The 14,801-nt window shown below is 67.5% G+C and carries 16 protein-coding genes; 12 read left to right on the top strand and 4 right to left on the bottom strand.

Annotation, left to right across the window (positions count from 1 at the left end):
* Positions 1-31 precede the first annotated feature (31 nt).
* The 7 genes from GDJ08_RS05865 (at position 32) to rplS (ending at position 4,671) form a co-directional block, all read left to right on the top strand.
* On the top strand, positions 32-466 hold the full coding sequence (locus GDJ08_RS05865; protein ID WP_037590943.1) for a hypothetical protein: 435 nt from the start codon (positions 32-34) through the stop codon (positions 464-466).
* A gap of 75 nt (positions 467-541) precedes the next feature.
* Positions 542-1,618 (top strand): NAD(P)H-dependent flavin oxidoreductase, encoded by a 1,077-nt coding sequence (locus GDJ08_RS05860; protein WP_165699762.1) that lies wholly within the window; start codon positions 542-544, stop codon positions 1,616-1,618.
* The gene (locus tag GDJ08_RS05855; RefSeq protein ID WP_017356069.1) at positions 1,615-2,403 is read left to right on the top strand and encodes an aminotransferase class IV family protein; all 789 of its coding nucleotides are present in this window, start codon (positions 1,615-1,617) and stop codon (positions 2,401-2,403) included. Before GDJ08_RS05860 ends, GDJ08_RS05855 begins: the two co-directional genes overlap by 4 nt.
* A gap of 124 nt (positions 2,404-2,527) precedes the next feature.
* Complete coding sequence (gene rpsP / locus GDJ08_RS05850; protein ID WP_017356068.1) at positions 2,528-2,788, top strand: 30S ribosomal protein S16; 261 nt, start codon at positions 2,528-2,530, stop codon at positions 2,786-2,788.
* Positions 2,789-2,830: 42 nt separating this feature from the next.
* On the top strand, positions 2,831-3,343 hold the full coding sequence (gene rimM, locus GDJ08_RS05845) for a ribosome maturation factor RimM (RefSeq protein WP_017356067.1): 513 nt from the start codon (positions 2,831-2,833) through the stop codon (positions 3,341-3,343).
* A gap of 5 nt (positions 3,344-3,348) precedes the next feature.
* Positions 3,349-4,107, top strand: a complete 759-nt coding sequence (trmD, locus tag GDJ08_RS05840) for a tRNA (guanosine(37)-N1)-methyltransferase TrmD (protein WP_017356066.1) — start codon at positions 3,349-3,351, stop codon at positions 4,105-4,107.
* 156 nt (positions 4,108-4,263) lie between these two features.
* Entirely contained in the window at positions 4,264-4,671 is a 408-nt protein-coding gene (rplS, locus tag GDJ08_RS05835; protein WP_017356065.1) for a 50S ribosomal protein L19, read from the top strand.
* Positions 4,672-4,756: 85 nt separating this feature from the next.
* On the opposite strand, the gene GDJ08_RS05830 is transcribed toward rplS, so the two are convergent.
* Positions 4,757-6,217, bottom strand: a complete 1,461-nt coding sequence (locus GDJ08_RS05830) for an MATE family efflux transporter (RefSeq protein ID WP_153164472.1) — start codon at positions 6,215-6,217, stop codon at positions 4,757-4,759.
* A gap of 139 nt (positions 6,218-6,356) precedes the next feature.
* On the opposite strand from GDJ08_RS05830, the gene GDJ08_RS05825 reads away from it, so the two are divergent.
* The gene (locus GDJ08_RS05825) at positions 6,357-6,584 is read left to right on the top strand and encodes a hypothetical protein (protein ID WP_229296448.1); all 228 of its coding nucleotides are present in this window, start codon (positions 6,357-6,359) and stop codon (positions 6,582-6,584) included.
* Positions 6,577-6,981, top strand: a complete 405-nt coding sequence (locus tag GDJ08_RS05820) for an RNA-binding S4 domain-containing protein (protein WP_153164471.1) — start codon at positions 6,577-6,579, stop codon at positions 6,979-6,981. Before GDJ08_RS05825 ends, GDJ08_RS05820 begins: the two co-directional genes overlap by 8 nt.
* 34 nt (positions 6,982-7,015) lie before the next feature.
* On the opposite strand, the gene katG is transcribed toward GDJ08_RS05820, so the two are convergent.
* The 3 genes from katG to mutS form a co-directional block, all read right to left on the bottom strand.
* On the bottom strand, positions 7,016-9,244 hold the full coding sequence (gene katG / locus GDJ08_RS05815) for a catalase/peroxidase HPI (protein WP_017356061.1): 2,229 nt from the start codon (positions 9,242-9,244) through the stop codon (positions 7,016-7,018).
* A 221-nt stretch (positions 9,245-9,465) separates the two neighbouring features.
* Complete coding sequence (locus tag GDJ08_RS05810) at positions 9,466-10,074, bottom strand: DUF937 domain-containing protein (RefSeq protein ID WP_017356060.1); 609 nt, start codon at positions 10,072-10,074, stop codon at positions 9,466-9,468.
* 138 nt (positions 10,075-10,212) lie between these two features.
* Positions 10,213-12,825: a DNA mismatch repair protein MutS gene (gene mutS / locus GDJ08_RS05805; RefSeq protein WP_425505090.1), complete on the bottom strand. Its 2,613-nt coding sequence runs from the start codon at positions 12,823-12,825 to the stop codon at positions 10,213-10,215.
* Between the two features lie 145 nt (positions 12,826-12,970).
* On the opposite strand from mutS, the gene GDJ08_RS05800 reads away from it, so the two are divergent.
* The 3 genes from GDJ08_RS05800 to GDJ08_RS05790 are packed head-to-tail and all read left to right on the top strand — an operon-like array spanning position 12,971 to position 14,741.
* On the top strand, positions 12,971-13,525 hold the full coding sequence (locus tag GDJ08_RS05800; protein WP_153164469.1) for an integrase arm-type DNA-binding domain-containing protein: 555 nt from the start codon (positions 12,971-12,973) through the stop codon (positions 13,523-13,525).
* Positions 13,458-14,090, top strand: a complete 633-nt coding sequence (locus GDJ08_RS05795; protein ID WP_153164468.1) for a tyrosine-type recombinase/integrase — start codon at positions 13,458-13,460, stop codon at positions 14,088-14,090. Before GDJ08_RS05800 ends, GDJ08_RS05795 begins: the two co-directional genes overlap by 68 nt.
* Before the next feature lie 51 nt (positions 14,091-14,141).
* Positions 14,142-14,741: a hypothetical protein gene (locus GDJ08_RS05790; protein WP_153164467.1), complete on the top strand. Its 600-nt coding sequence runs from the start codon at positions 14,142-14,144 to the stop codon at positions 14,739-14,741.
* The last annotated feature ends 60 nt before the right edge of the window (positions 14,742-14,801 follow it).

Raw genomic sequence — 14,801 nt, 5'->3', positions numbered from 1 at the left:
GCCCGCTGTTGGATCACTCAAAGGAATGCCCGTGAACAAGTCGATCGTGGTGGTGGCGCTGGTCCTGGCGCTGACCGCCTGCAAGGACGACACGTCGATGTCGCAGAAGGCAGGCAGTGCGATCAGCGGCACCGCCGCCGATTTCGTCGCCGGCCTGGGTGAGGGCGTGGACAAGCGCATGAGCGTGACGCTGCAGACCGACCCGGGTCTGGCCGCACGCGGCCTGACCGTGACCCAGGGCAAGAGCCGTGGCATGGGCTCCAAGGACGCAGCGGTGTACGTGGTGGCCGACAAGCCGTTCAAGGGCAGGCTGGTGGCGCGCGCGCTGGATGCCGATGGCACCGAGATCGGCCGGGCCGTGGTCGACGAAGAATTCGCCGCCGACGACGCGCGCTATGTCACCTTCACGTTCAACGAAGAAATGGACAGTCAGCTGGTCCGCACCTACGCCGTGTCGGCGCGCTGACTCCTGCCGGCGTGCATGCCGGGCAGGGCGGTGCGGCGTATGCTGGCCGGGTCTGACCCTACAGGTGCGCCGCGCGTGAGTCTTTCGCCGATCCTCGAACGCGCCGACAGTTTCTGTCGGCGTTTTGCCTTGCAGGCGCCGATCCTGCTCGCCCCGATGGCCGGCGCCTGCCCGGTGCCGTTGTCGGCAGCGCTGGCCACGGCCGGCAGCATGGGCGCGATGGGCGCGGTGCTGTCCCAGCCGCAGGACATCGTGGCGTGGATGGACGACTTCCGCGCGCGGTCCAGCGGGCCTGCGCAGGTCAATGTCTGGATTCCCGATCCGCTGCCGGCGCGCGATGCGGACGGCGAGGCGGCGACCCGGGCGTTTCTGTCGCAATGGGGCCCGGAGGTGCCGGCCAGTGCCGGTGACGCCGGCCCGGCCGATATCGATGCCCAGTTCGACGCGCTGATCCAGGCGCGGCCGGCGGTTGCCTCCACCATCATGGGGGTGTTCTCCGCCGCCCAGGTGCAGCGGCTGAAGGGCGTGGGCATTGCCTGGTTCGCCTGTGCGACGACGCTGGCCGAGGCGCAGGCGGCGCAGGCCGCCGGTGCCGATGCGGTGGTCGCGCAGGGATGTGAAGCCGGTGGCCATCGCGGTGCGTTCGATCCCGCTGCGGCCGAACGCCAGCAGGTGGGACTGTTCGCGCTGCTGCCGCGGCTGGTTGACCACCTGCAGGTGCCGGTGATCGCGGCCGGCGGCATCGCCGATGGCCGGGGCGTTGCCGCCGCGCTGATGCTGGGCGCCAGCGCGGTCCAGGTAGGCACCGCCTTCCTGCGCACGCCCGAATGCGCGCTCGACCCGGCCTGGTCGCAGGCGCTGGCCGCCGCCGAACCGGAAGACACCTGGCCGACGCGCGCCTTCAGCGGCCGCCTCGGCCGGGGTCTGGCCACTGCCTATGTTCGCGCGGCGGCGGCCCCCGGCGCGCCCCCGCCGCGGCCATATCCGGTGCAGCGCGGCCTCACCGCGCCGATGCGCGCGCAGGCCAGCCGGGAGCACCGCCTCGACGCGATGCAGGCCTGGGCCGGGCAGTCGGCGTGGATGGCGCCGGCCCGCCCCGCAGCCGAGGTGCTCACGCAGATGTGGGCGCAGGCCCGGGCGCTGCTGGCATGAAGCTGTACTGCAACGGCCTGTCTGCCAGTGCCGACGACCTGGCCGGCGCACTGACCAATTACGGCCATTTCACCTCGCTGCAGGTACGCGACGGGGCCGTACAGGGGCTGGACCTGCACCTGCAGCGGCTGCAGCAGGGGACGCAGGAACTGTTCGCCAGCACGCTCGATACCGCCCAGGTCCAGGCTTGGATGTGGCACGCGCTGCACGCTGCGGGCGTGCGCGATGCATCGCTGCGGGTGACGGTGTATTCGCACTGCTTCGATTTCCGCCAGCCGCTGCAGGCGGTACCGGTGGACGTGCTGATCGCGGTTGCCGCGCCGGTGACGCTGCCGGCGGCCTCGCGCTGTCTGCGCACGGTGCGCTACCAGCGCGACCTGCCGCACCTCAAGCACGTGGGCACGTTTCCACTGTTCGAGCATCGCCGTGCGGCCCTGCAGGCCGGAGCCGACGATGCACTGTTCGTCGGCGACGGGGGTGTCATCAGCGAGGGCACCACCTGGAACATCGGCCTGTCCGCCGGCGACACCCTGGTGTGGCCGCAGGCGCCGGCGTTGCGCGGCACCCATGAGCGGCTGCTGCAGGCGGGATGGAACGGGGACCAGCAGCGCCGGCCGGTCGAGCTGGCGGCGCTGCCCGGGTTCAGCGGCGCGTTCGCCTGCAACTCGGTCGGGGTCTGGCCGATTTCACGGATCGATGGGCGGGTGCTGCCGGACTCCGAGGCGCTGTGCGCGCGGGCGCGGGCCGTCCTGGCGGCGGTTCCGTGGCAGCCGTTGGGCGGGTAACCGCCGGGTAAAGGGGCTGTTCAGCTTTTCCGGCCGGGGCAGGCTTGGAATGGCCCGGGTGCGCCGCTATAATCGCCGGCTTACCGCGCCATCCTGGCGACTGGGCAATTGAGGAAGCAACATCATGGTCAAGATTCGACTGACCCGCGGCGGCGCCAAGAAGCGTCCGTTCTACCACATCATCGTGACCGACTCGCGCAGCGCCCGTGACGGCCGCAACATCGAGCGCGTCGGCTACTACAACCCGGTGGCCCAGGGTGCGGAATCCCGCATCGTGCTGGACCTGCCGCTGGTCGACAAGTGGGTCGCCAACGGCGCCCAGATGACCGACAAGGTCCGCAACCTGTACAAGGAAGCGACCAAGGCCCAGGCCTCCGCGGCCTGATCCTGAAGGGCCGCGCCTGCCGCGGCCCATCGGTCTATTCAGATGAAAGATACCGAGCGCCGCATCCTGCTGGGCAGGATTGTCGGCGCTTTTGGTGTGCGAGGCGAGATCAAGCTCGAGTCCTGGACCGAGCCGCGTACCGCCATCTTCAACTATCAACCCTGGATCCTGCGGTCGCCCGCCGGCCAGGAACGCACCCTGACCGGGGCGCGCGGACGTCAGTCCGGCAAGCATCTGGTCGCGGTGTTCCCCGATGTCACCGATCGCGATGTGGTCGAGTCGATGTACGGGACCGAAGTCTATGTGCCGCGCAGCGCGCTGCCGCCCCCGAAGGCCGACGAGTATTACTGGGTCGATCTGGAAGGGCTGCAGGTGCGCACCGTCGAGGGCGTCGAGCTGGGCCGGGTCTCGCACCTGTTCTCGACCGGCTCCAACGATGTGGTGGTGGTGCAGGGCGACCGTGAGCGGATGATTCCGTTCGTGCAGCCGGACTTCGTGGTGTCGGTGGATTTCGAGGCCAATCTGGTCATCGTCGACTGGGATCCGGAGTTCTGACGCCGGTGCGTATCGACGTCATCACGTTGTTCCCCGAGTTCATGGCGCAGTCGGCCGCGCTGGGCGTGGTCGGCCGTGCCGCCGAACGCGGCCTGCTCGACCTGCATGGCTGGAATCCGCGCGATTATGCCGAAGGCAACTACCGCCGGGTGGACGACCGTCCGTTCGGCGGCGGCCCCGGCATGGTCATGCTGATCGAGCCGCTGCGCGCCTGCCTGGCGGCCGCCAAGGCGGCCGACCCGGCGCCGGCGCCGGTGATCTATCTGAGCCCGCAGGGCCAGCCGCTGACCCAGGCCAAGGTGCGGGAACTGGCGGCACTGCCGCGCATGATCCTGCTGTGCGGGCGCTATGAAGGCGTGGACGAGCGTTTCCTGGCGGCCGAGGTCACCGAGGAAATCTCGATCGGCGACTACGTGCTGTCCGGCGGCGAGCTGGGCGCGGCGGTGATCGTCGATGCCGTCACCCGGTTGCAGGAGGGTGCCCTCGGCGATGCCGAATCGGCGGCCCAGGACAGTTTCGAAGGCCCGCAGGGGCTGCTGGACTGCCCGCACTACAGTCATCCGGCACAGCATGAATGGGGCACGGTCCCCGATGTGCTGCGCTCGGGCAACCATGCCGCCATCGCCCGCTGGCGCCGCCAGCAGTCGCTGCTGCGGACCTGGTTGCGTCGCCCGGACCTGCTGGACGAAAGCCGGTTGTCCAAGGCCGACCGGCTCCTGCTCGAGCAGGCCCGGCAGGCCCACAGCGGAGATGCCGCCCCCTAGCGTGGCGGCGTTTCCTGGATTAGAATGCGGGATTGCCATCGCCCCTCTTGGGGGCTGGTTGGCGGAATCCCTACAAAAAACGTGCAGCACAGTCCGGTGACTGCATGAGCCCACGTTGTCGAACGACACGACCACCCGAACACTATCGGTGCACCCATGAGCAAGCTGAACAAGACCATTCTTTCGGATTTCGAATCCGCCCAGATTACCCGTGAACTGCCGAAGTTCAGCCAGGGTGACACCGTCGTCGTCAACGTGAAGGTGAAGGAAGGCAACCGTGAGCGCGTGCAGGCTTACGAAGGCGTCGTGATCGGCACCAAGAACGCCGGCCTGAACTCGGCCTTCACCGTCCGCAAGATCTCGCACGGCTACGGCGTCGAGCGCGTCTTCCAGACCCACAGCGCCATCATCGACTCGGTCGAAGTGAAGCGTCGCGGCAAGGTCCGCGCCGGCAAGCTGTACTACCTGCGTGGCCTGGAAGGCAAGGCTGCCCGCATCAAGGAAGATCTGGCTGCCGCTGCGCAGGCCAAGGCTGCCCGCCTGGCTGCGAAGGCCGCCCAGTAATTCCGGCGTGGTGTACCGGCCTCCGGGTCGGTACCTGCCCAACAGACGGCCACCTTCGGGTGGCCGTCTGCGTTTCGCGATCCAGTTACGGGCGGGTGGGGGCGGCCGGGTCCGGATCGGCCACCGGCGACGGCGGCATCGAGGGGACTTCCGACGGGGCGGCCAGCTCCCCGCGATGGGCGGGCAGCATGCGCGCCTTGCGCCAGCCGCCCCAGCGGTAGTAGGCCAGCGACAGCAGCATCGCGAAGAACGAACTGACCGGGAAGCTCCACCACACCGCGTCAGCGCCCAGGTACGGCTGCATGCCCTCGGCGAACGGCACGCGGATGCCCCACAGCGACACCGCCAGGATCAACAGCGGCGGAATCACCGCACCGGTGGAGCGCACCACGCCGGAGATCACGAAGTTCACGCCGAAGAACAGGAACGACCACACCGCGATGTGGTTGAGGTGGCGGGCCACGTCGAGCGCTTCGCTGCCGCTGGGCAGGAACAGCGCCAGGGTGTAGCGGTCGAGCAGGATCAGCGGCAGGATCAGCGCGCCGGTCAGCAGGAAGTTGTAGAGCACGCCGCTGCGCGCGGTGCCGCGCACGCGGCTCCAGTTGCCGGCGCCCACGTTCTGCGCGGCCATCGACGAACAGGCCGCGCCGATCGCCATTGCCGGCATCTGCACGTACGTCCACAACTGCAGCGACGCGCCGTAGGCAGCAGCGGTATCGGTGCCGTAGCCGTTGACGATGCTCACGGTGACGATCATCGACAGGGAGATGAGCACCATCTGCAGGCCCATCGGGATGCCCTTGACCACCAGTGCGCGCAGGATCTCCGGGTCGATCCTGAACAGCGCCATGTCCTTGCGGCCCAACCACAGCACGTGGCGCTTGTTGCGCATGTACAGCAGCAGGCCAAGCAGCGACACGGTCTGGGCGATCAGCGTGGCCCACGCGGCACCGGCGATGCCCAGTGCCGGGAATGGGCCGATGCCGAAGATCAGCAGCGGGTTGAAGCCGATGTCCAGCGCCACCGACAGCAGCAGGAAACGGAACGGCGTGCGCGAGTCGCCGACGCCGCGCAGCGCCGAGCTGAGGAAAGCGAACGCGTACAGCGTGGGCATGGCCAGGAAAATGATGCGCAGATAGGCCTCGGCCAGCGGCAGCGACGTGGCGGGCGTGCCCATCGCGGCCAGCAGGGGGTGCGACAGCCACCAGCCGGCGATGGCGATGACCACCGAGAGCCCGATGAAGAACGTGGCACTGGTGCCCATCACCCGGCGCGCCTGCGGCAGGTCGCGCGCGCCCATCGCCTGGCCGATCAGGATGGTGGCGGCCATGCCGATGCCGAACACCGAGCCGATCAGGAAGAACATGATGCTGTTGGCGTTCGCGGTGGCGGTCAGCGCCGCCTCGCCAAGGAAGCGCCCGACCCAGATCGCGTTCACCGAGCCGTTCAGCGACTGGGCGATGTTGCCGGCCAGGATCGGCAGGGCGAACAGGAACAGGTTGCGCCCGATCGGGCCGGTGGTCAGGTCAAGCGGCGCTTTGGCCATGTGCTCTGGAGATCAGGCTCTGGGAGCGGCACACTAGCACCACGCCCGTCAGCGGGATATCGCCATGCCACACCCGTTTCATCCGCGCCTTCGGACCCTTCCCACCGTGCCTGTATGGGCGCGCTCCTGCACTGCGCTCTTGATTGCCGGTGCACTGGCCGCATGTTCGAGTACGGACCGCCTGGGGGATGCCCAGGTACGGCCGATGGACCGACCCGAGTGCCAGGTTGGCAGCCAGCGCCGCGATCTGGACGCCGGGGTACCGGTACTGATCGGTGGCACCGGTTGCCGTGGCAATCCGGACGCACCGCAACCGCTGAATCGACGACCGGCCAACGCCGTGGAGCTGGGCAAGCAGAATGACTGACGCAACACTCGTGGCCGCCGTGCGGCTGGATGTCTGGTTGTGGGCCGCGCGCTTCTACAGGACCCGCAGCCTGGCCAAGCAGGCGGTGGAGACCGGCAAGGTCGACGTCGCCGGACAACGCCCCAAGTCCTCGCGCGCGGTGCGCGTGGGCGAGCAGCTGCAGATCAGCCGAGGCGATGAAACCTATGAGGTGCAGGTCCGTGGCCTGAGCGACCTGCGTGGGCCGGCGCCGGTGGCGCAGCAGCTGTACGAAGAAAGCGACGCCTCGCGCGCGCGTCGGGCGGAACTGCGTGCGCAGCGTGCCGCCGCAAAGAATGGCTACCAGCCGCCGGAGCACAAGCCGGACAAGCGTGCGCGCCGGTTGATCCGGGCGTTGGGGGATATTGACGCGATCTGAGTGCCGACCCACGGTCGGCACCCAGCGCGTCGCATCAGCTGTGCAGGTCGTAGCGGTCCAGTTCCATCACCCGCACCCAGGCGGCGACGAAGTCCTGCACGAACTTTTTCTCGCCATCGGCGCTGGCATAGACCTCGGCGAGGGCTCGCAGCACCGAGTTGGACCCGAACACCAGATCGGCGCGGCTGCCGGTCCAGCGCGCGGCACCGCTGCTTTCGTAGCCGTTGCCGTTGGCCTTCCACTGCGTGCGCATGTCCAGCAGGTTGACGAAGAAGTCGTTGCTCAACGTGCCGGGGCGGTCGGTCAGCACGCCCTGCGTATTGCCGTCCGTGTTGGCGCCCAGCACGCGCAGGCCGCCGACCAGCACGGTCAACTCCGGAGCCGTCAGGGTGAGCAGCTGCGCCTTGTCGATCAGCAGTACCTCGGCCGGCACGCTGTAGCGGCCCTTGAGGTAATTGCGGAAGCCGTCGGCGTACGGCTCAAGCACCGCGAACGATTCAACGTCGGTCTGTTCCTGGCTGGCATCGGTGCGGCCGGGGGTGAAGGGCACCTGGATGTCATGGCCGCCGGCCTTGGCCGCCTGTTCGATGCCCACACCGCCGGCCAGCACGATCAGGTCGGCCAGCGATACCTGCCTGCCGCCGCCGTTGCCATTGAAGCCGGTCTGGATCTTCTCCAGCGCGGCCAGCACCTTGGCCAGCTGCTGCGGCTGGTTGACCGCCCAGTCCTTCTGCGGCGCCAGGCGGATGCGCGCACCGTTGGCACCGCCGCGCTTGTCCGAACCGCGGAAGGTGGAGGCCGACGCCCACGCGGTGGCGACCAGCTCGGACACGCTCAAGCCGCTGGCGGCAATCTGCTGCTTCAGCGTGGCGATGTCGGCCGCGTCGATGCCCGGCTGCGTCGCTGCCGGCACCGGGTCCTGCCAGAGGAATTCCTCGGCCGGCACTTCCGGGCCCAGATAGCGCGAGCGGGGGCCCATGTCGCGATGGGTGAGCTTGAACCACGCACGCGCGAAGGCATCGGCGAAGGCCTGCGGGTCGGCCAGGAAGCGGCGCGAGATCTTTTCGTAGGCCGGATCGACGCGCAGCGACAGGTCGGTGGTGAGCATGCTCGGGCGATGCTTCTTTGACGGATCGTGCGCGTCGGGAATGACCGCCTCGCTGTCCTTGGCCACCCATTGGTGCGCGCCGGCCGGGCTCTTGGTCAGCTCCCACTCGTGCTTGAAGAGCAGCTCGAAGAAGTCGTGGCTCCACTGCGCCGGGGTACGCGTCCAGGTCACTTCCAGCCCGCTGGTGATGGTGTCGCCGCCCTTGCCGCTGCGGAACCTGTTCGCCCAGCCCAGGCCCTGGTGTTCCAGGCCGGCGGCTTCCGGTTCCACGTCCACGTTGTCGGCCGGGCCGGCGCCGTGGGTCTTGCCGAAGCTGTGGCCACCGGCGATCAGCGCCACGGTCTCCTCATCGTTCATCGCCATGCGGCCGAAGGTGTCGCGGATGTCGTAGGCGGCCTTGAGCGGGTCGGGGTTGCCATCCGGGCCCTCCGGATTGACGTAGATCAGGCCCATCTGCACCGCGGCCAGCGGGTTCTCCAGCGTGCGCGAGTGGATGTCGCCATCGGCGTCGTCATCGGACACCAGCACGCCGTGGTCTTCCACCACGCCTTCGGACCCGTGCGCATAGCGGACGTCACCGCCGAGCCAGGTGGTCTCGCGACCCCAGTACACATCCTGGTCCGGTTCCCAGGTATCCGGGCGCCCGCCGGCGAAGCCCAGCGTCTTGAAGCCCATCGATTCCAGCGCGACGTTGCCGGTGAGGATCAGCAGGTCGGCCCAGGAGATCGCCTGGCCGTACTTCTGCTTGATCGGCCACAGCAGGCGCCGCGCCTTGTCCAGGCTGACGTTGTCCGGCCAGCTGTTGAGCGGGGCGAACCGCTGCTGCCCGCGGCCGCCGCCACCGCGCCCGTCGCCGATGCGGTACGTGCCGGCGCTGTGCCAGGCCATGCGGACGAACAGGCCGCCGTAGTGGCCGAAGTCGGCCGGCCACCAGTCCTGCGAATCGGTCATCAGCGCGGCAAGGTCGGCCTTGAGCGCCGCGTAGTCGAGCTGCGCGAACGCCTTGGCGTACTCGAAGCCCTCATCCAGCGGATGGGAGCGGTTGGAATGCTGGTTGAGCAGGTCCACGCGCAGCTGCTTGGGCCACCAGTCGCGGTTGGTGGTGGCGTCGCCGACGAGGGCGTGGTTGAAGGGGCACTTTGCTTCGCTTTTCATGGGCATCTACCTGTGTACCAGCGAATGGGACGCCTCCGCGCCGGAGCGTGGAGGGCGATGTCGGTGGGCGCGCGTTCCCGCAGGAGCCGCGTCGCCGCCAGGCCCTGGCGGCTGCCGGGGCGTGCCGTGACGGCATGCAGACACGGTAAGTACGCCCGTTCATTCGGTAAATTCGAATAAATCAACCAAAGCGATAGCTACAGCCTATTTCTATCCCGCACTCAGCGTTTGCCCCCCAGCAGGCCGCCACCCAGCTTGAGCAGGTCGCCGATGCCCAGCTGCCCGTCGCCGTCCTGGTCCAGCACCGAGGTCAGCAGCCCGCCGCTGCTGGCGGCCTGGGCTTCCTGCCCGAGCGCCTGGCCGAGCTGGGCCGGGTTGCCGCCGTTGGCGAAGCGCTGGGCCAGGTAGGCCATCACGATCGGCGCGAGGATGGCCAGCAGCTGGCTGGTCTTGCTGCTGTCCAGGCCGGTAGCCTGGCTCAGGCCCTGGGCGGCCCGGTCGCTGTTGCCGCCGAACACGTGGCCGAGGATGCCTGCGCCATCGGTGGCGCTGCCGCCGCCACCGCCGAGCACGTTGCCGAGCAGACCACCCAGATCGAAACCACCGCTCCCGCCGCCGGCGTGGTCGCGCTGCAGCGCCCCCAGCAGGGCTTCGGCACCCTGCGGTTGCTGGGCATTGCGGCCCATTGCGCCCATCAGCAGCGGCAGTGCCGCACCGATGGCGCTGCTGGCCTGGTCGGAGTCGATGCCCAGTTGCCGGGAGACCTGCTGCAGGCCTTGGCCCTGCTGCAGTTGCTGGAAGAGGGAAGCGGCGAGCGATGCGTTGTTCACGGCGGACTCCGGAGCAGGGATGGGAACCGGCCGAGCATAACGCCGCCTCCACGACGGGAATGCGAAGGCGTCACGCCGAGTGCGCCGGGTGTGGGGGGCGGACAGCGCCGGCTCCCCGGCCGGCACTGCGGGATGGCCTCAGATCAACGTCTTCAGGCGGTACAGCGCTTCCAGTGCCTGTCTGGGGGTCAGCTCGTCCGGGTCGATGGCCGCCAGCGCATCCTGTGCGGCGGTGTTGGGCGCGTTGAACAGCCCGAACTGCTGCGGTGCATCCAGAGCCTGGGGCGCCACCGTGGCGGCCTGGCTCTCGCGGCCGCGCTGCTCCAGCTCGGCCAGTCGGCGCCGCGCCTGCGCGACGGTCGACTTCGGCAGGCCGGCCAGCGCGGCCACCTGCAGGCCGAAGCTGCGGTTGGCCGGGCCGTCCTTCACCGCGTGCATGAACACCAGTGCATCGCCGTGTTCGACCGCGTCCAGGTGCACGTTGGCGATGCCACTGGCACCACCTTCATGCTGCTCGTCGGCCAGCGCGGTCAGTTCGAAGTAGTGGGTGGCAAACAGTGTGTAACAGCGGTTCTGGTAGGCCAGGTGGCGCGCCACGGCATCGGCCAGCGCCAGGCCGTCGTAGGTCGAGGTGCCACGGCCGATCTCATCCATCAGGACCAGCGAGTGCGCGCTGGCGTGATGCAGGATGTAGCTGGTTTCGGCCATTTCGACCATGAAGGTCGACTGGCCGCGGGCGAGATCGTCGCCCGCGCCGATGCGGGTCAGGATGCGGTCGATCGGGCCGATCACGGCGCGGCTGGCCGGCACGAAGCTGCCGATGTGGGCCAGCAGCACGATCAGCGCGTTCTGGCGCATATAGGTGGATTTACCGCCCATGTTGGGGCCGGTGATCACCAGCATGCGGCGGTCCGGGTGCAGGTCCAGGTCGTTGGGTTCGAAGGGCTGCTCGCGCACCGCCTCGACCACCGGGTGGCGGCCGCGCTCGATGCGCAGGCACGGCGCGGTGTCCAGCTCGGGCCGCGACCAGTCCAGCGCCTGCGCGCGCTCGGCGAAGCCGGCCAGCACGTCCAGCTCGCTCAATGCGGCGGCACACTGCTTGAGCGGTTCCAGCTGGCCGCCCAGCGTATCGAGCAGCTGTTCGTACAGCAGCTTCTCGCGCGACAGCGACCGCTCGCGTGCGGACAGCACCTTGTCCTCGAAGGACTTCAGTTCTTCGGTGATGTAGCGCTCGGCATTGGTCAGGGTCTGGCGGCGGGTGTAGTGCACCGGCGCCTTGTCGCTCTGTCCCTTGCTGATTTCGATGTAGTAGCCATGCACGCGGTTGTAGCCGACCTTGAGCGTGGCGATGCCGCTGCTGGCGCGTTCGCGCTGTTCAAGGTCGATCAGGAACTGGTCGGCGTGGGTGGACAGGCGGCGCAGCTCGTCCAGCTCCGCATCGAACCCTTCGGCGATGACGCCGCCATCGCTGAGCTTGAGCGGCGGCGTCGGTGCGATCGCCGAGGCCAGCAGGTGTGCGCATTCGTCGTGCGAGCCCAGTGCGTCGCGCAGCGCGACCAGACGCGGCGAATCCAGCGGCGCCAGCACCGCGCGCACCTCGGGCAGCAGGCCCAGGCCATCGCGCAGGGTGGAGAAGTCGCGCGGACGCGCCGAGCGCAGCGCCACGCGCGTGAGGATGCGTTCGAGATCGCCCAGCGCCCGGAACGCGTCACGGACATCGCCGTCGGCACCGCGATCGATCAGGGTGGCCACCGCATCGTGGCGCTGTACCAGCACCTCGCGCAGTCGCAGCGGGCGGTGCAGCCAGCGGCGCAGCAGGCGCCCGCCCATCGGCGTGACCGTGGTGTCGAGCACGCCCAGCAGCGTATGGCGGGTGTCGCCATCGACGCGCGTGTCCAGTTCCAGGTGGCGGCGCGTGGCCGCGTTCATCGCGATGGCCTCGCTCGCCGTTTCGGTGGCGATCGCGGTCAGGTGCGGCAGGCGCTGCTTCTGGGTTTCTTCGACATAGCCCAGCAGTGCGCCGGCTGCGGCGGTGGCGCGCGGCTTGTCGTCGATGCCGAAGCCGCTCAGATCATGCAGCTTGAAGAAGGCCAGCAACTGGCGGCGGCCGCTGTCGGCATCGAACAGCCACGGCGCGCGGCGGCGGATGCCGGTACGGTGGCGCAGGAAGTCGGGCCAGTTTTCTTCGTCGGGCACCAGCAGCTCGGCCGGTTCCAGCCGGGCCAGCTCGGCTTCCAGGGCGTCGTCGGAATCGACCTCGTTGACCAGGAAGCGGCCGCCGGCCAGGTCGGCCCAGGCCAGACCGTAGCCCTGCTTGCCGCGCGACAGCGCCATCAGCAGGGTGTCGCGGCGCTCGTCCAGCAGCGCCTCGTCGGTGACGGTGCCGGGAGTGACGATGCGCACCACCTTGCGCTCGACCAGGCCTTTGGCCAACGCCGGATCGCCGATCTGCTCGCAGATCGCCACCGATTCGCCCAGCGCCACCAGACGCGCCAGATACCCCTCGTACGCGTGCACCGGCACGCCCGCCATCGGGATCGGCGGGCCGCCTGAGCTGCCGCGCTGGGTCAGGGTGATGTCCAGCAGCCGCGCCGCTTTGCGCGCGTCGTCGTAGAACAGCTCGTAGAAGTCGCCCATGCGGAAGAACAGCAGCAGGTCCGGATAGTCGGACTTGGCGGCGAAGAACTGCTTCATGAGCGGGGTGTGCTCTGCCGCGCTTCCGGATTTCTGCTGTTTCTCAATTTTTGACATATCAATCAGTGCTTTAAGTGATCTGCGTGGCGACAACTGTGGACGAGTAGGGACATCTGTCCCCGTCTTTGGACAATCAGCTGTAGCGCCAAAGTAGCGCCCTAGGATAACGTCCAGTGAAACAGGGTTCACCCGGAGCTACACGATGGAAAACAAGGCCTCTCGACGTCTGGCGCTCACGGCGACTATGGTCCAAGAGCAGCTGTCCTTCACGCGCGTGCCGGAGGTCAACGCCGAGGGCAAGATCGTCAAGTTTGCCCCGAATACGGATCAGAAGCGCTATGTGGTGTTCGATAGCCACCGAGACGCGCCGGTTGGCTTTGGGGTGGCGCTGAACAAAACCGGGATGAGTTACATCTTGCAGCGGCGCATCGGACCCCGTGTGCTCAAAGCGACCTTGGGAAACTGCCGGGACATCACTCTTGCTAAGGCCCGTGAAGACGCCAAGGTTGCACTGGCTTCCATGCAAGCCAGTGGCAAGACGCCTGCCCAGGCCAAGCAAATCGACAAGGACGAGATCCGGGTAAGCCTGATGACGGTGAAGGCGTGCTTTGCGCTCTATCGAAGAAGGGCGCTACCGAACGCGCGAGCAGTTGGAGGCGGACTACGAGGCGAGCCAGGCCCGCAACCCGATGCAGCTTCGCGACGGTTCACTCGGGCGCTTCTTGGCAGCGCTTTGGGAGCGGCGCAAGGTCGATAACTACCGCACGGCGTGCGACTACCTCCTTCTGACGCTTCTTTGGGGCACCAGGCGGGGTGAGGCAGCCCCGTTGAAATGGCGCCATCGGATCGATAAGCGAGATCTTTCGATCAGCTCTTGGGTGGATCTGGATGCCGGGTGGGTATCTTTTGCCAATACGAAGAACGGCTCTACCCATACGCTCCCGTTGGCACCAGGTGCCAAGCGCATTCTGACCCTTCGTGAGGAGGCGACCCAGAAGAGCCAGTCTCCTTGGGTCTTTCCCGCTCGGAGCAGTAGGGCGGTGCAAGGCCACTATTTGGACAGTAAGGCAATCTTGCAGGGCTTGAAGAAAGCTGGCGAGATCGAGGCGCTTCGGACCCACGACCTGCGTCGGACCTTTGCTACAGTGGCCGAGGAAGTGGCTTCGTATGCGGTCGTGAAGCGGCTTCTCAATCACCGCAACAGCCGAGACGTTACCGGCCGCTACACTAAAGTGGACGATGCGCGGCTGCTGGAAGAGATGACGCGGATTGAGAAGTTGATACTGGGGGTGGATCCTCTGCTTCTGGCTGTGCTGACATAGCTGAGTGGTCTTAGAGCATCAAGGACGGCGCTAGGGAGGGGCGAAGATCAGATGAGCCAAGACAATGAAATTCCATTCCGGCTGACCCAGATTGCGCAGAAGCGCTTGACCGCTGATCAGCTCGCGGAAGTGCGCCGCCGTTTGGAAGAGCGCCCCGAAGACGCCGACTTCAATGCAGTTGAAGCCGCGATCTATGTGGGTAGAAGCACCAAGACCCTGAAACGCGCAATAGATGCAGGCGTGGGACCGGCCCGGGCGAAGAACCCTGATGCCAGTGGTCTTTACGCCACTAATCGTCATACGCGCTACCGCAAGGGCGACCTAGATGCGTGGCGTTCGAGCTTGATCAGCTTCGCGATCGCGTTTAAGCGGTTCGACGACCTGACCCTAGATGCGCCGTGGATCGTGACGAACGAAGGCAAGCTCTGGGGACACATCTTGGATGCCGAGAGCGTTGATGCCGTCTTGCGTGCGCTGAGCGACGACGCGGTTGTCTTTGCCACTCTAAATGAAGCACTGAGAGAGGCCTGGTCGAACATGCCTGCGCGTCGGGCATACGAGGCGGTCTTTGATGACCTCGTGGAGCATGAGCGCGCTGCTATTAAAGCGGCAGGCGAGCGCGACGCCATTCATTCGGAGTTTGGCATGTAACCGAAAATCAGCCAGGGACAGTGATCGTGCCTGGCTTCAATCGCGGGTGACTGCTTATGC

The organism is Stenotrophomonas nematodicola, assembly GCF_009467805.1.
Lineage (GTDB): Bacteria > Pseudomonadota > Gammaproteobacteria > Xanthomonadales > Xanthomonadaceae > Stenotrophomonas > Stenotrophomonas nematodicola.
The sequence above is the reverse complement of the archived record's forward strand: the minus strand, read 5'-3'. Positions and strand labels throughout refer to the sequence as shown.